Origin of the sequence: Vibrio sp. JPW-9-11-11 (genome assembly GCF_013369335.1) — a bacterium.
GTDB lineage: Bacteria > Pseudomonadota > Gammaproteobacteria > Enterobacterales > Vibrionaceae > Vibrio.
This window is the reverse complement of sequence record NZ_SZQJ01000003.1, coordinates 59,822-83,575: the sequence shown is the minus strand read 5'-3', so window position 1 is coordinate 83,575 and position 23,754 is coordinate 59,822. Positions and strand designations below refer to the sequence as shown.

The window sequence follows — 23,754 nt, the reverse complement described above, 5'->3', positions numbered from 1 at the left end:
ACAAGGAAAAGATAAGCTTTGGACGACATATCAACGGGTATCTTATTTGCGCTACTCGCGTGTCTTATCGTTATTTCAGGATATTTCTCTGGTTCCGAGACAGGTATGATGGCTCTGAACCGCTACCGTCTCAAGCACCTCGCCAACAACGGTCACAAAGGGGCCAAACGCGTTGAAAAACTTCTCGACCGCCCAGACCGACTCATTGGTCTTATCCTTATTGGTAACAACCTAGTCAACATTCTCGCCTCGGCGATTGCCACTATCTTGGGTATGCGCCTCTATGGAGATCTCGGAGTCGCTATCGCGACCGGCGCACTGACCTTAGTGGTACTGGTGTTTGCCGAGGTCACACCTAAAACGCTCGCTGCGCTTTATCCCGAACGCGTCTCTTACGCCAGTAGTATCCTATTGACCATATTGATGAAGCTGTTGTCACCTTTAGTGGCGTTCGTCAACATGATCACCAATGGGTTTATTCGTCTACTCGGTATAAAAGCAGTCCATGGTGGCGATGATCACCTCAGCTCAGATGAGCTGCGAACTGTTGTGAACGAAGCTGGCAGCTTGATTCCCCGTCGCCACCAAGACATGTTGATTTCGATCCTAGATCTAGAACACGTAACCGTGAATGACATTATGGTTCCGCGCAACGAGATCACTGGGATTGATATCAATGACGATTGGAAATCGATTGTTCGTCAGCTCACCCACTCCCCTCATGGTCGAGTGGTGCTGTATCGGGACCAAATTGATGAAGTCGTCGGCATGTTGCGCCTGCGCGAGTCATATCGACTCATGCTGGAAAAAAATGAGTTTACCAAAGAGACTTTACTGCGCGCCGCTGATGAAGTGTACTTTATCCCTGAAAGTACCCCGCTTAATGTTCAATTGCTAAAGTTCCAACGCAATAAACAGCGTATCGGACTAATTGTGGATGAATATGGTGATATTATCGGCCTAGTCACTTTGGAAGACATCCTTGAAGAAATTGTCGGCGAATTCACTACCTCTATTGCACCGAGTCTAGCTGAAGAAATTACACCTCAAGGTGACGGTAGTTTCTTAATTGAAGGCAGTGCCAATATTCGAGATATCAACAAAGGTCTGAAGTGGAAACTGCCGACTGATGGTCCTCGTACATTGAACGGTTTGATTTTGGAGCACTTGGAAGACATTCCAGAGAGTCATCTTAGTGTTCATGTCTCAGGACACCCAATGGAGATCGTCGAACTGGAAGAGAACCGCATCAAACTGGTGAAAGTCTTCCCGCTAATGAAGAAGGCCAAATCCGCTTAACATAGAGCGAATATCCAATATCGTCTTCGATCACCAAAGTATTTCTAGGATCAAAAAAGCCTTGGCAAGTTGCCAAGGCTTTTTGCTAACACTAGGACACTAATCTTCAGTCACACTGAACAGATTCTCCATATTCAGTCCTTGCTTAATCAAAATCTCACGCAGACGGCGTAGGCCTTCGACTTGAATCTGACGAACGCGCTCGCGGGTAAGATTAATTTCACGCCCAACCTCTTCTAGGGTTGAAGGTTCATAACCCAGTAAACCAAAGCGACGCGCCAGCACCTCTTTTTGTTTCGGGTTAAGTTCGTCTAACCAGTGAATAAGCGAGTTGCGGATATCATCATCCTGAGTCGAGACTTCTGGGTCCGAGTTGTTGATGTCAGGAATGATGTCTAACAGCGCTTTTTCACCGTCACCGCCAATCGGCGTGTCAACAGAGCTTATGCGCTCATTCAATCGAAGCATTTTACTGACATCATCCACTGGTTTATCTAATTGCGTGGCGATCTCTTCAGCAGTCGGCTCATGATCGAGTTTCTGTGACAACTCTCTTGCGGTGCGTAGGTAAATGTTGAGCTCTTTCACGACATGAATAGGCAAACGAATGGTGCGTGTTTGATTCATAAGAGCACGTTCAATGGTTTGACGAATCCACCATGTGGCGTACGTAGAAAAACGGAACCCACGCTCGGGGTCGAACTTCTCTACCGCTCGAATCAGACCTAAATTACCTTCTTCGATCAAATCGAGCAGTGCTAAACCTCGATTACTATAACGGCGTGATATTTTCACTACTAAACGAAGGTTACTTTCAATCATACGCTTACGCGCGGCTTCATCACCACGAAGCGCACGACGTGCGTACAACACCTCTTCTTCAGCAGTTAGGAGTGGAGAAAAACCAATTTCGCCCAGATAGAGCTGTGTGGCATCAAGACTTTTCGTGGATGCGTCAAACTCTTCTTTGACTTCAGTTGTGGTAGATGATTTGAGAGAATTTCCCGATTGAAGCGTTTCCGTCGCTTCACTATCGATGTCAAATTCTTCGACTTTCGTTGCTGCATTGCTGATACTCATAGCGCCTCCCCCTGGCGAGCTAGCAAGACATTACTACGTCTAATGTCGCTATCTTACCTAACAGTAAAATTCTACGGTAAGTAGCGTTTTGGGTTCACTGACTTACCTTGATAGCGAATTTCAAAGTGCAATCGAACACTGGAGGTTCCTGAGCTGCCCATTGTTGCGATTTTTTGGCCGGCTTTTACACTTTGTCCTTCGTGTACAAGCAACCGATCATTATGTGCGTATGCACTCAGGTAATTGTCGTTGTGTTTAATTATGACTAGATTACCGTAACCACGTAGTGCATTGCCTGAATAAACCACGGTGCCGCCTGCTGTTGATACAATGGATTGACCCCGCTGTCCTGCGATATCAATACCTTTATTCCCTTGATCTCCAGCAGAGAAATTTTTGATAACTCTCCCTTTTGTTGGCCATAACCATTTGGAAACTTTATTGTTATTTTTTTTCGGCTGACTGACGGTTTTGTTAACATTTTGTTTACTGCTAGGTCCAACATACTCCTTTGATTTGGATTGATCAACACCCTTTATTGATTCTTTTTTGACCAATTGCTGGCTGTTTTTTGTGTTGCCAGAGCTAACCTTTTGACTAGAGCTTTTACTTGAAACAGGTGTAGGAGCTACCGTTGCGACGGCTGCAACCGCGCCCGCGCCTGTGCCGCCGTACGCTGGAGCATTATACGCAGGCCGCCACAGTTTAAGCTTCTGCCCAGGATGAATGGTGTAAGGCGGTTTTAGACTGTTGTAACGAATCAGATCATTTACATCTTTGTCTGTGACATACGCTATAAAATACAGCGTATCGCCCTTTTCAACCTGATAATAGCTGCCACGATAACTGCCGCGTGCCAACGAACTGTAGTCTTTCTTTAGTCCTGAAACTGGCGCAGGAGAATGAGCAGCACACCCGATCAGCGTACTGCTTAACATCACCAGAATAAGTACAAAAGGAAATGACTTCATGATGAACTAAGCGAGATCCCCTGCGACTAAGGGCACAAACCGCACCACCTCAACAATTTCTGAGTGATACTCCTCACCGTAGCGAGTAATCTTGTACAGGTTTTGTTCCTCCGTCCCCACTGGAATCATCATCACACCGCCCTGCGCCAACTGTGCCAACAAGGCTTCAGGCACCGACTCCGCCGCAGCTGTGACAATAATGGCATCATAAGGCGCTTTGGCTGACCAACCTTGCCAGCCGTCACCATGTTTAGTGGACACATTGTAGATATCGAGCTGTTTAAGGCGGCGTTTGGCCTCCCACTGCAGTGCTTTGATGCGCTCAATGGAATAGACGTGGTCCACCAGCTGAGCCAGTACCGCAGTCTGATACCCTGATCCGGTCCCCACTTCGAGTACTCGGCTGGTACGACTTAACCCGAGCATCTCGGTCATTTTAGCGACGATATAAGGCTGGGAAATCGTTTGTCCTTGGCCAATCGGCAGTGCGTTGTTGTCGTACGCCTGATGCATCATGGCTTGGGATACAAACTGCTCCCGAGGCAAGCGGTAGATAGCGTCCAACACTTGCTGATCTTGAATGCCACTCGCGACGAGAAAGTCGATTAATCTGTCCGCATGTGGATTTGCCATTGTTACTTGTCCTTTAACCAGTTATCCATACTTGAAATCGATTCGTGTGCCGTTAGGTCGACTTGCAGCGGAGTGACCGAGACGAAACCTTGCTCAATGGCATAAAAATCAGTCCCTTCACCTGCATCTTGCTCTTTCCCTGGAGGGCCCAACCAATAAATATCATGACCTCGAGGGTCTTGCTGCTTGATCATCGCCTCAGCGTGATGACGCGCACCTAAACGGGTAACAAGCGTCCCTTTAAGATCAGCCAATGGCAGGTCGGGAACATTCACATTCACGAGCCGATTAGTTGGAATCGGACTTGCGGCATGTTGCTCGACCAATTGGCGAGCAATGGCAGCAGCCGTGGCAAAGTGCTGCTTGCCCACTAACGAAAAGGCTATCGACTGAACGCCGAGAAAGTGCCCTTCCATTGCCGCTGCTACAGTCCCCGAATAAAGTACGTCATCGCCTAAGTTGGCACCGTGATTCACACCGGTTAACACCAAATCTGGCAGGTTATCTTTCATCAGTTCATTTAAAGCAAAATGGACGCAGTCGGTAGGGGTGCCTTGAACAGAGTAGACTTGTGGAGCAATTTGGTTAACTCTTAAAGGCTGCTCTAACGTCAACGAATTTGAAGCCCCCGAACGGTTTCTATCCGGTGCGACTATCGTCACTTTTGCCATATCGCGCAGGGAATCCGCGAGGCAATGGATGCCTTCAGCATGGACACCATCATCGTTGCTGATCAATATGTTGAGTTTACTCTCGCTCATCAGTAATGACGCTCCACTTCGATCTCTTCAATCAGTTCACGAATAATCGCGGTCGCAAAACAGCCCGCATCAAGTACAAACTGCAAAGTGATACTATTGTCCTCGACTTGCCAAGACAATTGCTGAGGCACCAAGGCTATCTCACGGCGATCATGACGCATACGATTCCCGCGGATCAGCGCCATTAAGTCAGGTTCCGCCTCTAAATGTGGCTGTTCCAAGGCCAACGCTTGCTCTGTGGTTGGCAGTGCGTTATCCCCCGCCAGTGCTGCCGTCAATTGACACTGACGCTCGGCAACTCGATCATTAATCTGATCAACGGCGTTGGCGTCTACCGCCACCAGCTCGCCTTGCTGATAGACGATATCTCCCGCCACGGCTCGATTAAATATATCTTGCTCGATTCGCGCGGACACTATGGTATTGAAAATCCACGAGCGTGCCGCCGACAAGTACAGACTACGTTTATTTTGATTGCGCGTGCGTACATTGTCTCTGCCCCAGCGTCGAGCTTCTGTTAAATTATTGCCTTGGTTACCAAAACGTTGACTACCAAAATAGTTCGGCACACCAATGCGCTGTATCGCCTCTAGCCGCTTAACCACATCTTCAATGTCCGTCACTTCAGACACAGTTACAACGAATTGGTTTCCGGTTAAATCACCCGGACGCAATTTTTTGTTATGGCGGTCAGTCGCAATGATTTCAATACTCGGGTATTGAGCCAAAAACGGCTTTAAATCTGGTGTATCACCTTTAGGCAAATGGACACTTAACCACTGCTCAGTCACGGCATGACGGTCTTTCAGCCCTGCCCAACTAACATCTTTCGACTTCACACCGCATGCTTTGGCTAACTCGTTGGCCACAAAACTGGTGTTTTCCCCCGTTTTGCGAATACGCACCATCAAGTGCTCTCCTTGACCAGAAAACTCAAAACCTAAGTTCTCGTTCACTTGAAAATGTTCAGGCTTGGCTTTGAGTTTGCCTTTAGCGCTCGGTTTGCAGTGTAAGTAAGCCAGAGAGGATAAAATATCAGACATAATTGAGATCCGTTGTCAGCTATCAATGACAACTGAGTTATTCTTTAATCAGTAAAACAACCGCTTCGGTCGCAATACCCTCTTTACGCCCGGTAAAACCGAGCCTTTCTGTAGTGGTCGCTTTGACGTTGACGTTAGACACATCTGTCTGCAAATCTTGTGCGATCACTTGGCACATCGCCTCGATGTGCGGTGCCATTTTCGGAGCTTGAGCCATAATAGTAATGTCGGCATTACCCAGCTTGTACCCGTGCTCACGCACGCGGCGGTAAACATCGCGTAATAAGTCTCGGCTATCCGCCCCTTTCCACTGAGCATCTGTATCTGGGAAGTGACGACCAATGTCGCCAGCCGCAATCGCTCCTAGCATTGCATCACACAATGCATGCAATGCCACATCGCCATCAGAGTGGGCGATCAGTCCTTGCTCATAAGGCACCGACACACCACCGATAATAACCGGGCCTTGCCCGCCAAATTTATGAACGTCGAAACCGTGACCAATACGAATCATGAGTTATCCTTTACTTCTATTAAGATAAAACTCGGCAAGTGCCAAATCTTCCGGTTGAGTGATTTTTATATTATCGGAACGACCTTGAACCAATGCTGGCGTATACCCTAACCACTCGATTGCGGACGCTTCATCGGTAATGTGCCCCCCCTGCTCCAGTGCCGCTGACAGCGCATCTGTAAGCAACTGAGTTTGGAACATTTGTGGTGTCAAGGCATGCCATAGCGCTTCCCTAGCGACGGTATGGTCGATATGTTGCTGTTGATTGGCGCGCTTCATGGTATCACGCACCGGCGCGGCGAGAATCGCACCATGCTTCTCACTGTATGCCTGTTCAATTAAGCGGTCGATATCCTCTAACGTGATACAAGGCCTCGCGGCATCATGCACCAAAACCCAAGAGGAGAGCTGTTGTGACGTGACATATTGGAGAGCCGACAGCACCGAGTCTGCCCGCTCTTTACCACCACATACTCGGACGATGTTGCTATGATTAGCCAGTGAAAGGGATGAAAAGTAAGGGTCATCATCGCTGACCGCGACCACGACTTGGGTAATGTCAGGGTGAGACAGAAGCTTTTCGAGGGTGTGTTCGAGTACCGTTTTGCCCTCAATAGCTAGGTATTGCTTAGGGCGGTCCGCTTTCATTCGGCTGCCGATGCCCGCAGCAGGAACAATCGCCACTAATGAGCCAGGATCAGGCATGTTAATTATCCTCGCCGATAATTCGATAAAAAGTCTCGCCTTCTTTTATCATGCCGAGTTCATGCCTTGCTCGCTCCTCAATGGCGTCAAGCCCTTGGCGTAAATCGTCGATCTCAGCAAACATTTCGTCATTGCGTTCTTTCAAATTGTTGTTGACTTGATGCTGAACCTGAATTTCTGCATTGACCGCTTGAAAGTCTGCAATACCATTTTTGCCCAGCCAAAGTTCATACTGCAGCCAGCCTAAAACAAGGGTTAACATCAAAGCAAAAATACGCATATCGTCAATTAAAGAAGGGAAAGTAACAAAGACCACATATATATCACAATGTCACTGGTGGCGCGAGATTGCACTGTGTGGTCTTAGTCAAACTGACACGGTTAATTAAGTAGTAGATACGCAAACAAGCCTGCGCCTAATATCAAACGATAAACCACGAATGGCGTCATACCCATACGTGAAATCAGCTTTAGGAAGAAGTGAATACACACGTAAGCGCTGATAAACGAGGTGACAATCCCCGTCAGCAGAAAGCCCAGGTGAACGGGTTCACCGCTGGTCACCAACTTAAGCCCTAAATATCCTCCAGCTAGGAGAATAATCGGAATCGACATCAAGAAGGAAAAACGTGCCGCCGCTTCGCGAGTAAAACCTAAATAGAGTGCAGCCGTGATCGTTGCACCCGAGCGTGACGTGCCAGGGATCATCGCCAAAGCTTGGCTTACGCCAATAAACAGCGCTTTTTTCCAATCCGCTTGATACTCATCGTCGGTCAGTGGCGCGTGCTTATCGACGTACCAAAGTAAAAGACCAAAGACAATGGTTGTCGTCGCGATGACCCAAGCACTGCGCAAGTAGATCTCGATAAAGTCCTTCATCAACAACCCAAACACACAAGCTGGAATCGTCGCGAGCAGTATCATCCACGCGAGCTTGGCCTCTTTACTCCGATCACCATGAAAAATAGAACCGAAAAAGGCGCGCAATAGGCTGACCACCTCATGACGGAAGTAAATCATCACCGCCAGTAACGTACCGACATGCACCGCCACATCAAATGCCAACCCTTGGTCTTGCCACCCAAGAATCGCTGAAGGCAAAATCAGGTGCGCGGAGCTCGAAATAGGCAAAAACTCCGTCAAGCCTTGGATCAATGCCAAGACAAAAGCTTCAAAATAACTCATTAAAATCTCGTTAATTAATAATCAAACCAAACAGGAACTGGAGTCAGGACACAGTCAAACTGGGTTTGTTGCCATATTTGCTCAATGCGGCGTCCATCGTTGGGAACAATCAAACTCGGGCAGAGTTCGTTGAGAGGTTCAAGTACGAACGCATAGTGAAAAATATCACTGCGTGGCAGTTGCGGAGACGACTCGCTGACTTGATCGCCAAATAGAATAATATCGAGATCAATCGTTCGAGGCTCAAACTTGTTGGCATTCTCAGCGCGTCCCCACTTGCGCTCAATCGAACGCAGTTGCTGAGCGAACTCTGTTAGATGTAAGGACGTTTTCATCTCAACCACTAAATTATAAAACGCATGGCTATTAAACCCGACCGCTTCACACTCATAAATGGTAGAGAGGCGCAGTTGCCGCCCTAAAGCCCCCAACTCATCAATCGCCGCCGCAATATGTTTACGCCTTTGTATGTTTGACCCAACCCCAATATAGGTTGTGATCATAACTGGCCTCGTTCAATGACAACGCCAACCCCTTTTGCTTGCGCTACCGCACCTGGCTTAGTTAAGCGAATTGAGATCCAAGGTACGCTAAAGCGCGTCATGATCAACTCGGCCACCTCTTCTGCAACACGTTCAACCAAGAGAAAGCGTCCACCTTCTATATGACTCAGTACCGCTTGACTGACCTGGGCGTAATCGAGCGCATCGACAACATCATCACTTTTCCCAGCAGGACGATTATCGTGAGCCATTTCAATATCAAGCACCAACTTCTGCTTAATCTCTTGCTCCCAATCGTAAACCCCAATGGTGGTAATGACTTCTAATTGCTCGATAAATACTTTATCCATGTGATACTTCCTTTACAGGTCGGATACCCTAACGGGGTAAAAAGTCGTACTATTTGCATCTCAAACCAAGCCTATGCCATAGTTTGAGCGTGTCAGGCGCGATATGATATCAGGTACTTGCTTGGCTAACACCTGTTTCAGACGAGTTACTCTACTATGACCCCACTAGCACTGGTAATGATCATTTTCGCCTACCTCTTGGGCTCGATCTCAAGTGCAGTGTTGATCTGCCGAATACTCCGTTTGCCCGATCCACGTGACGTGGGCTCAAACAATCCCGGCGCGACTAATGTCCTGCGCATCGGCGGAAAGAAAGCGGCCGTCGCGGTCCTCTTGTGTGACATGTTAAAAGGCACCATTCCTGTTTGGGGTGGCTACTTCCTAAACATCGACCCTATCATTTTAGGTGTGGTCGCCATTGCCGCTTGTTTAGGCCATATGTATCCGCTTTTTTTCCATTTTAAAGGGGGAAAAGGTGTCGCAACTGCGCTTGGCGCCATCGCACCGATTGGGTTAGATCTTAGCGCCATGATCATCGCTACCTGGATAAGCGTCGCCTTTCTCTTTCGCTACTCATCACTGGCGGCGATTGTCACCGTACTGCTCGCCCCGTTTTACACCTGGATGATCAAACCCCAATACACCTTACCCGTAGCCATGCTGTGTTGCCTGATTGTTTTCCGTCATCATCAAAACATCAAACGCTTGTTTTCCGGTACAGAGCCTAAGGTTGGCGATAAGAAAAGCGGATTGAAAAAAGCCTCGTAACCGAGGCTTAAGTTAGACTTCATACCTTAAGCGTGATGTCTGTCTAGGAAGCTTTTGAGCATTTGCGTGACAAACTCTGCTTGCTCAAGGTTGGATATATGCCCAGCGTGTGGGATCTGAATCAGCTCGGAGCCAGCAATAGTATCGTGCATCAAGTAAGACTCGAGTACCGGACGGGGTTTATCTTCTTGCCCCACCGCGATCAACACTGGCAGGGTAAACTTCTCAATATCGTCCATTTGATCACGTCGACCAAACACCATTCGACCTACCCGGGCGACTTCAACCGCTCGCTCACCTGTTAAGTGGCTCAACGACCGACTAAATTGCGCGGCGAGCTGTGGATTGTTTTGCTCTACATTGGCGGCAAAAAACAACGGCGTAATCGCTTCAATCATTGGGGCAGGAACCGCTTCAACTTGCGAAATAGTATCGAGCATCGCAAAGTATTTGTTATGCGTGACTTCAGGTTCAAGGCCAACAAAGGTGTCCATTAACACCAGCGAATGGACACGTTGTGGTACCAAATTAACAACTTCGGTTCCCCACATACCGCCAACAGAGAGCCCAACGATCGAAAACTGTTCGAGATCTAAATGGTCCATCAGAGCCACTATATGCCGAGCATAATCGGCTAACGAACGCGTTGTGTCCGGCGCAAACTCAGACTGACCGTGCGCCCAAAGTTCTGGCACAATACAGCGGTAGTGCTGACTCAACACTTCAACTTGAGGCGCCCACATTGCACTATCCCACAAATAGCTGTGACCAAACACAATCGCCGGGCCTTGGCCCACATCCAAGTAGGCCATCTCGCGACCATCTACGCTAAACTTATTCATTGTCTAATCCATCTCATTATTGTTATTCCGCCAGCCTACCACCTTGCAGACACTCAACAGATCCGAGCTTCATTAAAAAAGTCGCCACTATGGCGACTTAGAAAATGTTCGATGATTCGGGTTAATCGATCGGGTGCAGCTGATCAATCGGCCAGCGCGGTGTTGCTTGCACGGCTAAATCGGCGACTTCACCATTTTTCAGACGTTGCATCCCCGCATAGGCAATCATAGCGCCGTTGTCGGTACAAAACTCTGTGCGTGGATAGTAGACTTCGCCAGCGATTTTCTTTGCGAGCTGCTCAAGATCAGCGCGCAAACGGCGGTTGGCACTCACACCACCTGCAATCACAATACGCTTAAAGCCGGTCTGCTCTAGCGCACGCTTACACTTAATGGTTAGCGTCGCGCACACCGCTTCTTCAAACGCAAGAGCAATATCGGCTCGAGTTTGCTCATCATCACCATTGGCGGCAATCGTATTGGCAGTAAAGGTTTTCAGCCCCGAGAAACTCATATCGAGTCCTGGTCTGTCCGTCATCGGGCGCGGAAACTTAAACCGGCCAGGAGTGCCTTTTTCAGCCAATTTAGATAAAAGCGGCCCGCCGGGGTAATCCAACCCCATCAGTTTCGCGGTTTTATCAAACGCCTCACCTGCGGCGTCATCAATCGACTCGCCAAGAATTTTGTATTCACCAATGCCTTTCACTTCCACCATCATGGTGTGACCGCCCGACACCAGTACCGCAACAAATGGGAAAGGTGGTGGGTTATCTTCCAACATTGGCGCAAGTAAATGACCTTCCATATGATGGACAGGAACCGCAGGTACCCCCCAAGCGTAAGCTAAACTGCGACCAATGGTCGCGCCGACTAGCAACGCCCCAACCAAACCTGGACCCGCGGTATAAGCCACACCGTCAATATCAGCCGGCGTGACATCAGCCTCGGCCATTGCCGCTTTAATCAGAGGAATGGTCTTTTTAACGTGATCGCGAGAAGCCAGTTCAGGCACTACACCACCGTAGTCAGCATGTAACTTAACTTGACTGTAGAGCTTGTGTGAAAGTAGGCCTTTCTCATCGTCATAGATGGCGATACCCGTTTCATCACAAGAGGTTTCGATACCAATAATGCGCATGGTTTACCTTGCTGGTTGAGAGGTTTGATTCAAAATTGGCGCAATCTTACCGTGCCTTCGCTTTGCAAACAAATTTTGTGCAAACTCTACCCAACAAAATACTTTACAAAGCTAGTGTGATCGGATTAAAATTCCGCACCATTTTTGATCAAGCTGATTGTAGGCCTAGTCTGTAAACTAAGTCGTGTGAAGTCAGCATTAACGAATAACCCCTGAGGTGAAAGGCATATGCCAGTAGTTAAAGTACGTGAAAACGAACCGTTCGACGTTGCTCTACGTCGTTTCAAACGCTCTTGCGAAAAAGCAGGTATCCTTTCTGAAGTGCGTCGTCGTGAGCACTACGAAAAACCAACTACAGTTCGCAAACGCGCTAAAGCAGCAGCTCAAAAGCGTCACGCTAAGAAGCTAGCTCGCGAAAACGCTCGTCGCGTTCGCCTGTACTAATAACTAAGTCCAAAAGGATTCTAGTTATGGCTCTTATTGACAAGCTCAAAGAAGAGCAAAAATTAGCGATGAAAGCCAAGGACAAAACGCGCCTTGGCACTATCCGTTTAGCTCTCGCAGCCGTTAAGCAACGTGAAGTGGACGAACAGATTACTCTGGGCGACGACGACATCCTTGCCGTGCTGACTAAAATGGTTAAACAGCGTCGCGACTCTGTCGCTCAATATGAATCAGCCAATCGTCAAGATTTAGCTGACGCTGAGAAAGCAGAAATCACAGTACTTGAGGACTTTATGCCTCAACCGCTGACCGAAGAAGAAGTGGCTGCACTGATTGAAAGTGCAATTGCTGAATCCGGTGCCGCGGGCATGCAAGACATGGGTAAAGTGATGGGCGTTCTCAAGCCAAAAATTCAAGGGCGTGCAGACATGGGTAAAGTGAGCGGTTTAGTTCGCGCTAAACTGGCTTAATTACCCAAATCAAATTGCAACAAGCCGTGCTATCCTTCGGAATGCACGGCTTGTTTGTATCTCCTCTCTCGATTTATTTTTAGTTAGTGCGTTTTTCTAAGGTTTTATGGCAGGACACATCCCTCGTAGTTTCATTGATGATCTCCTCGCTCGACTCGATATCGTCGACATTATTGACGCTCGCGTAAAACTTAAGAAAAAAGGCAAAAACTACGGCGCTTGTTGCCCATTCCACAACGAAAAAACCCCTTCATTTAGCGTTAGCCAGGAAAAGCAGTTTTATCACTGCTTTGGCTGTGGCGTACACGGTAACGCCATCGACTTTATGATGGAATACGAGCGTCTGGACTTTGTTGAAGCGATTGAAGAGCTCGCTTCTTTTCTCGGTTTAGAGGTACCAAGAGAGCAACGCCAAGGGGGTGGTTTTCAATCTAATCAGCCAAAGGCCAGTTCTGAACAAAAACGCAACCTCTACGACATTATGGGCAGCATTGCTCAGTTTTATCGTGATCAACTGAAACATCCCAGCAGCAAAGTAGCCATTGATTACCTGAAAGAACGCGGATTATCAGGCCAAATCGTCCAAAAATTTGGTATCGGCTATGTCGCTGATGAGTGGGACCTAGTTCGCAAAAACTTTGGTCAAAGCCCACAGACACAAGAGATGCTGGTTTCTGGTGGGATGTTGATCGAGAACGACAAAGGCAATCGCTACGACCGCTTCCGCGGTCGAGTCATGTTCCCAATTCGCGATCGCCGCGGGCGTGTCATCGGCTTTGGTGGACGAGTAATTGGCGAAGGCACCCCCAAATATCTCAACTCGCCAGAAACGCCGATTTTCCACAAAGGTAAAGAGCTGTATGGCCTTTACGAGGTAATGCAAGCACACCGTGAACCTAAGCAAATCCTCGTCGTTGAAGGCTATATGGATGTGGTGGCTCTCGCACAATATGGTGTCGACTATTCTGTGGCTTCACTCGGCACATCGACCACTGGGGATCATATCCAACTGCTATTTCGCCAAACCAATACCGTGGTCTGTTGTTATGACGGCGACCGCGCAGGTCGAGAAGCCGCTTGGCGTGCGCTCGAAAATGCATTGCAGTACTTAAAAACCGGCAACACTCTCAAGTTTTTGTTCTTGCCTGATGGCGAAGACCCGGATAGTTACGTACGCAAGCACGGTAAGCCAGCACTAGAGCAGCAAATAGAGCAAGCCACGTCACTATCGAGCTATTTATTCGATAACTTGATCGAAATTCACCAGCTCAACCTAGGCACTCATGAAGGTAAGTCAGCACTTCGCGCCCATTCCAGCGCTTTGATCGAGAAAATTCCTGATCCTTACTTTCAAGAACTATTGGAAAAGCTGCTCGATGAGCGGACTGGTTTTGACAATCGCTTACGCCAGCCGCGCAAGAAAAACAGTGAAACCCGGCCCCAACCGCATAAAGAGATTAAACGCACTCCAATGCGCGAGGTCATCGCTTTGCTTATTCAAAATCCGAGCTATGCTGAAATGGTACCGGATCTTTCGAGTGTGCGTGAATTAACAGTACCGGGACTAAGTTTATTTGTGGAAGTGCTTGAATATTGCCATCAGCATCCCAATATCACTACAGGCCAGTTGCTTGAGCACTGGCGAAATAGTCGCCACGAAGCGCTATTATCGCGTCTTGCAGGATGGGAAATCCCCCTCGACGACGATAATGAACAAGATATATTTTTAGACTCATTGGACAAAATTATTGCCCAATGCGTTGAAAAACAAATTGAAAACCTGCAGGCCAAAGAAAGAAGTGTCGGTTTATCAACCGAAGAAAGAAGGGAGCTGCTAGCCTTAATGCTAGATTTAAAAGCGTAACCCTGTTCGAATAGTCAGCAATAAATAAATTTGTTAAGATGTGTGGTTTGCAACTCGCATACTAATTCCTTCACCAGATACTAAGTTGGATACCGTCTATGGATCAAAATCCGCAGTCACAGCTAAAGCAACTTGTCATTAAAGGCAAAGAACAAGGCTATCTGACCTACGCAGAAGTAAACGACCACCTGCCGGCAGAAATTGTCGATTCAGAACAGGTCGAAGACATCATTCAGATGATCAACGACATGGGCATCCGAGTCGTAGAAACGGCTCCAGACGCCGATGATCTTGCTCTAAACGATGATGATACAATCACCGATGAGGATGCAGCAGAAGCCGCTGCAGCTGCGCTATCGAGCGTAGAAAACGAAATCGGCCGCACCACTGACCCAGTGCGCATGTACATGCGCGAAATGGGGACAGTTGAACTATTGACTCGTGAAGGCGAGATCGATATCGCGAAGCGTATTGAAGATGGTATTAACCAAGTTCAAAATGCTGTAGCGGAGTATCCGGGCACTATCCCATACATTTTAGAGCAATTTGATAAAGTTCAAGCCGAAGAGCTCCGTCTTACCGACCTTATCACTGGCTTCGTTGACCCAGATGCAGACGAAACGGCAGCGCCAACCGCGACCCACATTGGTTCTGAGCTGGCTGAGTCTGATCTAGAAGATGAAGACGAAGAAGATGAAGACGATGAGGAGTCTGAAGACGACGATTCAGAAGAGGAAGATACAGGCATTGACCCTGAGCTTGCTCTTGAGAAGTTCACGTCTTTGCGCAACACGTTCCAAAACTATCAACTAGCTTGCAACGAGTATGGCCGCGAAAGTCCAAAGGCTCAAATCGCGAATGAACTGGTTATCGATGTATTCAAAGAGTTCCGTCTAACGCCGAAACAATTTGACTACCTAGTAGAAGAGCTTCGTACCTCGATGGAGCGTGTGCGTACTCAAGAGCGCCTCATCATGAGAGCGACCGTTGAATACGGCAAAATGCCAAAGAAATCTTTTATTACCCTGTTCACGGGTAACGAATCAAGCGAAGCATGGCTCGATGAGATTCTTGCCTCTGATAAGCCTTACGCAGAAAAGGTTCGCCGTAGTGAAGATGACATTCGTCGTTCAATCTCTAAGTTAAAAGTGATTGAAGAAGAAACATCACTCACGGTACAGAACATCAAAGAGATCAGCCGTCGTATGTCGATCGGCGAAGCAAAAGCTCGCCGTGCGAAAAAAGAGATGGTCGAAGCGAACCTTCGTCTCGTTATCTCTATCGCGAAGAAATACACCAACCGTGGTCTACAGTTCTTGGATCTGATTCAAGAAGGGAACATCGGTCTGATGAAAGCGGTCGATAAGTTTGAATACCGCCGTGGTTACAAGTTCTCGACTTATGCGACTTGGTGGATTCGCCAAGCGATCACTCGCTCTATCGCAGACCAAGCACGTACGATTCGTATTCCGGTACACATGATCGAAACGATCAACAAACTCAACCGTATCTCTCGTCAAATGCTGCAAGAGATGGGTCGTGAGCCGTTACCGGAAGAGCTGGCAGAACGCATGCAGATGCCAGAAGATAAGATTCGTAAAGTACTCAAGATCGCTAAAGAGCCAATCTCGATGGAAACACCAATTGGTGACGACGAAGACTCGCATCTAGGTGATTTCATTGAAGATACGACGCTGGAGCTACCACTAGACTCTGCCACTGCGGGAAGTCTCAAAGTCGCAACCAAGGATGTACTCGCGGGTCTAACCCCTCGTGAAGCAAAAGTCCTACGTATGCGTTTTGGTATCGATATGAACACGGACCACACGCTAGAAGAGGTGGGCAAGCAGTTCGACGTGACCCGTGAGCGTATTCGTCAGATTGAGGCAAAAGCGCTACGTAAACTGCGTCACCCTAGCCGTTCAGAAACTCTGCGCAGCTTCCTAGACGAATAATCGTTACAGACTAGCGAATGATGAAAAGGTGAGCAAATGCTCACCTTTTTTGTCTCTGGATGTTTTAAGTGGATAAAAACTAAGCGCATTTAGCTCTGATAGCGTCTAGACAGCTAGATCGTCATCCCCTATAATCATTGCCCTACACGGCCCCTTAGCTCAGTGGTTAGAGCAGTCGACTCATAATCGATTGGTCCGCAGTTCAAGTCTGCGAGGGGCCACCATATTCCAGAAGGCGTAGCAGGTTAATACCTACTACGCCTTTTGCCTTTCATAACCACCATCTTTAGGGTCTCGCTCTGGATAACGCTCAACTATCGCTTTGAGTGCCGTTTGATTCTCGCGCAATACGTTGACGCACTCACCGTCGAGTTTGCCTTCTGCCACCATTTTACCTAGCTCTATCATCGCGTAAGGAATCGACCAAGCTTGTTTGTAAGGCTTATGACTGGTCAATGCATCGAAGATATTCGCCACACAGACGATACGGCTGCTAATCGGTATCTGCTCGCCTTTTAGTTGACGAGGGTAACCGCTGCCGTCAAGAAACTCATAATGATGGGCGATCACTTGGCCAAAAAGTTTAACCGCAGGGTGCTCGGATTCCCCCAGTTGGTGGGCAAACTCTTCAAGCAACTGTTCACCGTGTTCGATATGCCTTTGTAACTGAACGACCTCGTCGCGAGTCAATTGTTCTTGCTTGCATAACAGCTCAGGCGGCAACATGACTTTACCGATATCGTGAAACTGAGCGAACAAGCTTAAGTGCTCAATCCATTCGTCATCAAAGTCATAACGCTCAGCTAAACCTAAAGCCATAAGCTCACAATACGCCGCCATTCTCTGTTTATGAGCGCTCGACTCACGCTGATAAATCGGTGAGCGTGCCACGAGCGAATGCGCCTTGGTGAGCAGTGCACTGACCAACTCAAATTCCGATAAAACCGTTGACTGCAGCATATTCAAGTATGGAGCCAAATGAGTTAGATCTCGCTCTTCAAACGCATCGACTTGCGATGAGAGGGCAAAGATAAAACCAAGGAACTGTTTGGCTGAGAATACCGGCCACACCAAACTAGAATGATAGCCTTGTTCAAGAAAGCGCTGGATAAGCGAGCAAGACCTTAGCTCGCGTAAATCCGAAAAAACGGCATGACGGCGACTCTCTAAGCAAGGTTTTAACGCGGGTAAGCCGCTAATCGGAGCCTGAATGTGGACACCACTCAAGCATTGCTGAGCGCTATCTGCGTAGGTTTTAAGTAGATGGTCACAGGGGTCATACAAAACAAAGCATACCCTATCGATTGTGGCGTGATGAACCTGCATGCGTTGCTGAATAGCGGCAAATTTATGATTCAGTTGATGATGGCATGGCGGTTGAAACGCCATGCAGTCTATTGTTGCTTCCATAACTTGACACAGCCCCCTCTCCCTTGAACTAATTGTAGTCACGGGGGGGCGATTATTGCCAATAACAATTCTATCAATTAATCGCTTTATTGATCGATGACAACTCTCTTTGTCATCGATCAATAGCGTTAAAAGCCCTTGCTCTTTTTAATTAAGTCATACGCGTTTTGAATCTCTTGAGCTTTTTCCTTGGCAACGTTCATCATTTCGGGCGGTAGACCTTTTGCCATAAGCTTGTCGGGATGATGCTCGTTCATCAACTTGCGATAAGCACGTTTGACCGTTTTTGCGTCTGAGCTGCTATCGATACCAAGCAGCTTATACGCATCACTGAGCTGATGGGCCCCTTGAGCTTGCTGCCAACCACCATTCGATTGCTGTGATTGTCCTTGACCACCGAAACCACCGTGTTGAAAACGAAACGCGGCCTCTTGCATACGCAGTCGCTGCTCAAGTTGCTCTGACGAAAAACCTAAACCACGCGCAATTTTATGCAGCACATTGCGCTCGCTTGGATGAAGTTCTCCATCAGCAAAAGCGGCGGAAATTTGCAGCTCAAGGAAAAACTGTATTAGGTCATAACGGCCATCAGAGGAAATGCGAACTCGCTCCAACACCGTATCTAAAGGGAAATCAGACTCTTTGCCCTCTCGAAAAGCATTTTGAGCCGCGCGGCGCTGTTCACCGTGGAGACTCATTCTGTCCATCATCATGGTCGCAAGCTGAATCTCTTCTCGAGTAACTTGCCCCTTGGCTTTGGCGACATGGCCCATAACAGCAAACGCCGCTTTGAAAAACTCCTCCTGACGTTCCGTTTGACTTGGCCCGCTGCCAAAACCACCATTGAAACCAGCCTGGCGAAGGCGACGCGCTTTGTCGAATTGATGACCAATGAACAGGCCCAACAACGCACCGAATGGCCCACCAAATAGGAAACCAAAAAAAGTACCAAGGATTTTGCCGAAAATATGCATTATGTGCTCTCAATCTATGAATTTTTACATCGTAACGCGGTCTGATAGTGCTGTAAGCTCTAAATTACTTTATGATAAGGTCCGTCATTTTTTTGTTCGGTCTCCTATTCACCGGATATATCAAGTTCAACAGGATAGTAAAACTCGATGTCACGTTTTCCCCGCACCTTGTTAGCCGCCTCGATCGGTGCTGCGTTTTTAGTGCCTCAGACTCAAGCAGAAACTATATTAGACGATAGTGTGCAGGAACTGCCCGCTATAGATCAATGTCTGATCAACGAACCTGAACCAGAAAATCCTAATCAACTTCCGGTGAATGTCGAAGCAGACAGCCTAGAAGCGATAAATGGTGATAAAGCAACCTATCACGGCAATGTAGTCGTGGTTCAGGGTAAAAAGCGCATGCAGGCGGACAACGTCACCATGCACCAACAAGAAAACATTGTTGTCGCTGAAGGCAATGTGACCTTTAGCGACGGCGAAATAAAAACCATTTCAGACAAAGCCACCAATAACCTTAACACTGAAGAGGTGACACTCGAGAATACCCAATATCAATTCTTGTGTGAACCTGGCCGAGGCGAAGCGGTCTACGTAGCCAAAACTGGCAAGGCTGTCTACGAAATTGAAGATGGCACCATTACCTCATGCCCGGAAGGCGATAAGTCATGGCGCATGCGTGCCACCAGCATCGATATCGACCAAAACGAAGAAGAAGCGACCTTCTATAATCCACGCTTTGAAATTGTTAATGTGCCAGTGTTCTACCTGCCATTTCTAACCGTGCCTATTGGCGATACGCGCAAAACAGGCTTCCTCTACCCTACGGTCTCGTATGGCTCGAGTGACGGCTTTGAAATGGAAGTGCCTATCTACTGGAACTTGGCACCTAACTACGATCTAGAGACAACGCTCAAGTATATGCAAAAGCGGGGAACTCAACTCAACAGTGAATTCCGTTATCTCTCCGACTTTGGTTTCAGCACTTTGAAGTCCGAGTACTTGCATGACGATAAGAAATACCCGGAGTATGGTGACCGTTGGGGTTTCCAATGGCAACACACCGGGATTTTCCAAGAGAACTGGAAGTTTGAAGCTGATTACTCGAAAGTCAGCGATATACGTTACTTCTCTGATATCGACTCTGGGATTGGTAACCGCGAAGACGGGCAATTGATTCAAGAAGCGAGAGCGACATACCGTTCCAACAGTTGGGATGCGTCAATATTGGCGCGTGACTTTCAGGTACTCACGACCACTAACAATTTACCATACCGCCTACTGCCTCAATTAGAGTTTAACTACTACGCGCCGGCACTTATGCGCTACCTCGACTTTGATATGAAAAGTCATGTTTCGCGCTTTGATACCGACGCTGAAGGTAAACCCTCTGCAACTCGCGTTCACATCGAACCGGGCTTTGCAATACCTGTAGGCACGACTTGGGGTAGCTGGACCACTGAAGCAAGATTACTCGGCACATACTATCAACAAGAGTTAGAGGGGGTCGATACTACATCTCAAACTCTGGCTAATGGGTCGAGCAATCCATACTATGGATTAAAAGAAAACGTTTCGCGCGTTATCCCGGAGTTTCGCTCTCACGCAGGTGTTGTGTTAGAACGCGATACGGTGATATTTGATAACTATACCCAAACGCTTGAGCCTCAAGTTCAGTACCTTTATGTACCGAAAGAAGATCAAAGCGACATCGCCAAATACGATACCACCTTGCTGCAAACCGACTACTACGGTTTGTTCCGTAGTCGTAAATTTAGTGGTGTTGATGAGATCGCCGCCGCCAACCAGTTTAGCTATGGTGCCTCGACTCGCTTCTTTGATGATGGATTTAAGGAACGATTGAATATTTCGTTTGGTCAAATTATCTACTTAGATGCCAATCAACGTATTGATTCACCGAGCGACTCGCCTTCGAACTATTCAGCCTGGGCCGTCGAGATGGACTTCAACTACGATGACTATCTCTTCTACCATGGAGGGATTCAGTATGATATCGATACCGGTGAAGTTCAGTTAGGTAACAGCACGCTAGAGTACCGCTTCAGTGGGGGTTATCTTCAAGGCAACTATCGCTACGTCACCAAGGAATATATTGATAATACAGTCGACTTTAATATCGATAGCATCACTCCAGACGGCATTTCTCAGGCCGGACTACTGGCAGGTTATCAGATATCCCGCCGTTGGAACGCCAGTGCACAATACTTCTATGACATTACCACCGATGAAGCGCTCGAGTGGTTGACGCGACTGAACTATACGTCTGATTGTTGGTACATTGGTTTTACCTACAGCAAACAGTTACAAGGCTGGGACGGTGACTATATCAACACCACAACCGCCACACCGATGTACGAAAGTAACTTTAGCCTGAACTTTGGTATTATTGGCTTTGGTACCAAGATAGGTGCAGGTTCAGGGCTAGCAGGCTTAGACAGTGCGGGTAACTCATTAGGTTATGGCCGCCCATTCTTCTTAAACAACTAATTCAATAGCCTGCTGTCTAACTCTGCAGGCTAATTATATTTTATAGGTTCTTGAATGAGATTTTGGAAACACGCGCTCTTGGCTCTATGTGCGACCAGCACGTTAAATGCAGCACAAGCAGAGCCAGTGGCATTAGATAAGGTTGCCGTCATCGTAAACAGCAGCGTGGTGCTGCAAAGTGATATCGAGGCATCGATTAAGTCATTAAAAGCAAACGCAAAAAAAAGTGGCCAAGCCTTACCTGAAGAAGACATTCTGCGTGAGCAAGTGGTGGAAAAATTAATTGTCGATACCATCCAGCAGCAAGAAGCTGAACGCATCGGCGTACGTATTGATGACAATCGCCTCAACCAAGCTATCGCAGAAATCGCCAGCAACAACCAACAAACGGTGGAGCAACTCAGTGCGGCAATGGAGCAAGAAGGTTTGGACTACGCTGAGTTTCGTGAGCAAATTCGTAAAGAAATCGCGGCAAGTGAAGCGCGCAACGCCCTAGTTCGTCAACGAATCAATATCCTACCAGCTGAAGTCGAAAACTTGGCAGAGCTTCTGGCTCAAGAAACCAGCGCCACAGTACAGTATAAAATCAGCCATATTCAGCTACGAGTCAGCGACGGTGATGATAAAGCCGCCATCGAAGCACAAGCCAATCAATTGGTTGAAAAACTGAACCAAGGCGCCGACTTTAGCACCATGGCTTATACCTACTCAAAAGGCCCGAAAGCCTTGCAAGGTGGCGATTGGGGCTGGATGCGTAAAGAGGAAATGCCAACCATTTTTGCCGACCAAATCAAATTGCAGAACAAAGGCAGCGTGATTGGTCCCTTTCGTAGTGGTGTTGGCTTCCACATCCTGAAAATTGATGATGTTAAAGGGCTAGAGACCGTCGCCGTCACCGAGATAAATGCACGTCACATTCTTATTAAGCCTACGGTTATCTTGAGTGATGAAGGTGTTAAGAAAGAGCTTAATGAAATCATCGCGCGCATCAAGGCGGGTGAGGCCACGTTTGCAGAAATGGCACAACAGTACAGTCAAGATCCTGGTTCAGCAGCACAAGACGGCGAACTCGGTTATCAAACCTCAGACTTATATGTTCCTGAGTTCAAACATCAAATTGATACACTGCCGACCGGAAAAATCAGCGAACCATTCAAAACCGTGCACGGCTGGCACATCGTCGAAGTACTCGACCGCCGCGAAGTCGACCGTACTGACTCTGCGATGAAGAACCGAGCTTACCGAATTCTATTCAATCGAAAGTTCAACGAAGAAGCGAGTGCTTGGCTGCAAGAAATGCGCGCTAGCGCGTTTGTTGAAGTAGTGAATGATCAAGATGACAGTTAAACGCATTATCGTCACCGCCGGAGAACCGGCAGGCATTGGCCCAGATTTAGTTCTCGCGCTTTCGAAAGAGAGCTGGACACACCAAATCGTCGTTTGTGCCGACAAAAACATGCTTGCTGAGCGCGCACAAGCGCTTGGTATTGATGTTGAACTGATTGATTACCGTACTGAAGATGCCATCATCGCGCAAAAAGCCGGCTCTCTGGTGGTCGACCATATTCCTGTCGCCAATCCGGTGGTAGCAGGCCAACTCGATGAAAGCAATGGCCACTACGTATTAAATACTTTAGAAAGAGCCGCATTAGGCTGTATGAATGGTGAATTTGATGCTATTGTCACCGGCCCTGTACACAAAGGGGTGATCAATCGCGCTGGGGTGGCTTTTAGTGGTCACACTGAGTTCTTTGCCGAGAAGTCTAACACACCACTTGTGGTTATGATGCTGGCGACAGAAGGGCTACGCGTTGCTTTAGTTACCACCCATATCCCGCTGGCTTATGTGTCAAAAGCGGTGACTGAAGATAGGCTCGAGAGCATTCTCGATATTCTCCACCATGATTTGGTCGAGAAGTTTGCGATCCCCGCGCCGAATATCTATGTTTGTGGTCTCAACCCTCATGCGGGAGAAGATGGCTGTTTGGGCACAGAAGAGATCCAAACGATCACGCCTACGCTGGAAAAGATTCGTCAGCAAAAAGGCTACAATTTAATCGGACCGCTACCTGCCGATACTATTTTTAACCAAAAGTATCTACAACAGGCTGACGCGGTACTCGGGATGTATCACGATCAGGTACTTCCAGTATTAAAGTACAAAGGTTTTGGACGCTCAGTGAACATAACTTTGGGTCTACCATTTATTCGGACCTCCGTTGATCACGGAACCGCACTCGACCTTGCAGGGACTGGCAGTGCGGACACAGGGAGCTTCAGAACGGCGTTGGCTCATGCCATTGAGCTAGTCGATAAGAAAACCAATTAACTTGAGAG

The 23,754-nt window shown here is 47.8% G+C and carries 24 protein-coding genes and 1 tRNA gene; 10 read left to right on the top strand and 15 right to left on the bottom strand.

Annotation, left to right across the window (positions count from 1 at the left end; translation table 11 throughout):
• Positions 1-18: 18 nt before the first annotated feature.
• Positions 19-1,299 carry an HlyC/CorC family transporter gene (locus tag FCU94_RS01940; protein WP_176286875.1) on the top strand — a complete coding sequence of 427 codons (1,281 nt, stop codon included), beginning with the start codon at positions 19-21 and terminating at the stop codon, positions 1,297-1,299.
• A gap of 99 nt (positions 1,300-1,398) precedes the next feature.
• On the opposite strand, the gene rpoS is transcribed toward FCU94_RS01940, so the two are convergent.
• The 11 genes from rpoS to folB all read right to left on the bottom strand — a co-directional run bounded on the left by rpoS (position 1,399) and on the right by folB (position 9,044).
• Positions 1,399-2,379, bottom strand: coding sequence for an RNA polymerase sigma factor RpoS (rpoS, locus tag FCU94_RS01935; protein ID WP_176286874.1), 981 nt, complete (start codon positions 2,377-2,379; stop codon positions 1,399-1,401).
• 71 nt (positions 2,380-2,450) lie between these two features.
• Positions 2,451-3,350, bottom strand: coding sequence for a murein hydrolase activator NlpD (gene nlpD, locus FCU94_RS01930; protein ID WP_176286873.1), 900 nt, complete (start codon positions 3,348-3,350; stop codon positions 2,451-2,453).
• A 6-nt stretch (positions 3,351-3,356) separates the two neighbouring features.
• On the bottom strand, positions 3,357-3,983 hold the full coding sequence (locus FCU94_RS01925; protein ID WP_176286872.1) for a protein-L-isoaspartate(D-aspartate) O-methyltransferase: 627 nt from the start codon (positions 3,981-3,983) through the stop codon (positions 3,357-3,359).
• Between the two features lie 2 nt (positions 3,984-3,985).
• Entirely contained in the window at positions 3,986-4,744 is a 759-nt protein-coding gene (gene surE, locus FCU94_RS01920; RefSeq protein WP_176286871.1) for a 5'/3'-nucleotidase SurE, read from the bottom strand.
• Positions 4,744-5,787, bottom strand: coding sequence for a tRNA pseudouridine(13) synthase TruD (truD, locus tag FCU94_RS01915; RefSeq protein WP_176286870.1), 1,044 nt, complete (start codon positions 5,785-5,787; stop codon positions 4,744-4,746). Before truD ends, surE begins: the two co-directional genes overlap by 1 nt.
• Before the next feature lie 37 nt (positions 5,788-5,824).
• Positions 5,825-6,301 carry a 2-C-methyl-D-erythritol 2,4-cyclodiphosphate synthase gene (gene ispF, locus FCU94_RS01910; RefSeq protein WP_176286869.1) on the bottom strand — a complete coding sequence of 159 codons (477 nt, stop codon included), beginning with the start codon at positions 6,299-6,301 and terminating at the stop codon, positions 5,825-5,827.
• Positions 6,302-6,304: 3 nt separating this feature from the next.
• A complete protein-coding gene (gene ispD / locus FCU94_RS01905) occupies positions 6,305-7,006 on the bottom strand; it encodes a 2-C-methyl-D-erythritol 4-phosphate cytidylyltransferase (RefSeq protein ID WP_176286868.1) in 702 nt (233 codons plus the stop codon).
• 1 nt (position 7,007) lies between these two features.
• On the bottom strand, positions 7,008-7,286 hold the full coding sequence (gene ftsB / locus FCU94_RS01900) for a cell division protein FtsB (RefSeq protein WP_176286993.1): 279 nt from the start codon (positions 7,284-7,286) through the stop codon (positions 7,008-7,010).
• Positions 7,287-7,387: 101 nt separating this feature from the next.
• Positions 7,388-8,191: an undecaprenyl-diphosphate phosphatase gene (locus FCU94_RS01895; RefSeq protein ID WP_176286867.1), complete on the bottom strand. Its 804-nt coding sequence runs from the start codon at positions 8,189-8,191 to the stop codon at positions 7,388-7,390.
• A gap of 14 nt (positions 8,192-8,205) precedes the next feature.
• A complete protein-coding gene (gene folK / locus FCU94_RS01890; protein ID WP_176286866.1) occupies positions 8,206-8,694 on the bottom strand; it encodes a 2-amino-4-hydroxy-6-hydroxymethyldihydropteridine diphosphokinase in 489 nt (162 codons plus the stop codon).
• The gene (gene folB, locus FCU94_RS01885; protein WP_176286865.1) at positions 8,691-9,044 is read right to left on the bottom strand and encodes a bifunctional dihydroneopterin aldolase/7,8-dihydroneopterin epimerase; all 354 of its coding nucleotides are present in this window, start codon (positions 9,042-9,044) and stop codon (positions 8,691-8,693) included. Before folB ends, folK begins: the two co-directional genes overlap by 4 nt.
• Positions 9,045-9,200: 156 nt before the next feature.
• Here folB and plsY point away from each other — a divergent pair, with 156 nt between their 5' ends.
• A complete protein-coding gene (plsY, locus tag FCU94_RS01880) occupies positions 9,201-9,812 on the top strand; it encodes a glycerol-3-phosphate 1-O-acyltransferase PlsY (protein WP_176286864.1) in 612 nt (203 codons plus the stop codon).
• 26 nt (positions 9,813-9,838) lie between these two features.
• Here plsY and FCU94_RS01875 read toward each other — a convergent pair whose 3' ends face one another.
• Both FCU94_RS01875 and tsaD read right to left on the bottom strand, forming a co-directional pair.
• Complete coding sequence (locus tag FCU94_RS01875; RefSeq protein ID WP_176286863.1) at positions 9,839-10,654, bottom strand: alpha/beta fold hydrolase; 816 nt, start codon at positions 10,652-10,654, stop codon at positions 9,839-9,841.
• A 121-nt stretch (positions 10,655-10,775) separates the two neighbouring features.
• Positions 10,776-11,792 carry a tRNA (adenosine(37)-N6)-threonylcarbamoyltransferase complex transferase subunit TsaD gene (gene tsaD, locus FCU94_RS01870; RefSeq protein ID WP_176286862.1) on the bottom strand — a complete coding sequence of 339 codons (1,017 nt, stop codon included), beginning with the start codon at positions 11,790-11,792 and terminating at the stop codon, positions 10,776-10,778.
• Positions 11,793-12,020: 228 nt separating this feature from the next.
• Here tsaD and rpsU point away from each other — a divergent pair, with 228 nt between their 5' ends.
• The 5 genes from rpsU (at position 12,021) to FCU94_RS01845 (ending at position 16,749) form a co-directional block, all read left to right on the top strand.
• The gene (rpsU, locus tag FCU94_RS01865) at positions 12,021-12,236 is read left to right on the top strand and encodes a 30S ribosomal protein S21 (protein WP_001145625.1); all 216 of its coding nucleotides are present in this window, start codon (positions 12,021-12,023) and stop codon (positions 12,234-12,236) included.
• A 26-nt stretch (positions 12,237-12,262) separates the two neighbouring features.
• Positions 12,263-12,706, top strand: coding sequence for a GatB/YqeY domain-containing protein (locus FCU94_RS01860; protein WP_176286861.1), 444 nt, complete (start codon positions 12,263-12,265; stop codon positions 12,704-12,706).
• Positions 12,707-12,812: 106 nt separating this feature from the next.
• Positions 12,813-14,570: a DNA primase gene (dnaG, locus tag FCU94_RS01855; protein ID WP_176286860.1), complete on the top strand. Its 1,758-nt coding sequence runs from the start codon at positions 12,813-12,815 to the stop codon at positions 14,568-14,570.
• Between the two features lie 98 nt (positions 14,571-14,668).
• Complete coding sequence (gene rpoD / locus FCU94_RS01850; protein WP_176286859.1) at positions 14,669-16,525, top strand: RNA polymerase sigma factor RpoD; 1,857 nt, start codon at positions 14,669-14,671, stop codon at positions 16,523-16,525.
• Between the two features lie 148 nt (positions 16,526-16,673).
• A tRNA-Ile gene (locus FCU94_RS01845) sits at positions 16,674-16,749 on the top strand.
• Positions 16,750-16,780: 31 nt separating this feature from the next.
• Here the strand turns inward: FCU94_RS01845 and FCU94_RS01840 are convergent.
• Both FCU94_RS01840 and djlA read right to left on the bottom strand, forming a co-directional pair.
• Positions 16,781-17,935 carry an HD-GYP domain-containing protein gene (locus tag FCU94_RS01840; protein WP_176286858.1) on the bottom strand — a complete coding sequence of 385 codons (1,155 nt, stop codon included), beginning with the start codon at positions 17,933-17,935 and terminating at the stop codon, positions 16,781-16,783.
• 128 nt (positions 17,936-18,063) lie between these two features.
• Complete coding sequence (gene djlA / locus FCU94_RS01835; RefSeq protein WP_176286857.1) at positions 18,064-18,909, bottom strand: co-chaperone DjlA; 846 nt, start codon at positions 18,907-18,909, stop codon at positions 18,064-18,066.
• A gap of 147 nt (positions 18,910-19,056) precedes the next feature.
• Here djlA and lptD point away from each other — a divergent pair, with 147 nt between their 5' ends.
• From lptD to pdxA, 3 genes are read left to right on the top strand one after another with little or no spacing between them, the layout of a single operon-like run.
• Positions 19,057-21,417, top strand: coding sequence for an LPS assembly protein LptD (gene lptD, locus FCU94_RS01830; RefSeq protein ID WP_176286856.1), 2,361 nt, complete (start codon positions 19,057-19,059; stop codon positions 21,415-21,417).
• Between the two features lie 54 nt (positions 21,418-21,471).
• The gene (surA, locus tag FCU94_RS01825; RefSeq protein ID WP_176286855.1) at positions 21,472-22,764 is read left to right on the top strand and encodes a peptidylprolyl isomerase SurA; all 1,293 of its coding nucleotides are present in this window, start codon (positions 21,472-21,474) and stop codon (positions 22,762-22,764) included.
• The gene (pdxA, locus tag FCU94_RS01820) at positions 22,754-23,746 is read left to right on the top strand and encodes a 4-hydroxythreonine-4-phosphate dehydrogenase PdxA (protein WP_441351733.1); all 993 of its coding nucleotides are present in this window, start codon (positions 22,754-22,756) and stop codon (positions 23,744-23,746) included. The genes surA and pdxA overlap by 11 nt, the downstream gene beginning before the upstream one ends.
• The last annotated feature ends 8 nt before the right edge of the window (positions 23,747-23,754 follow it).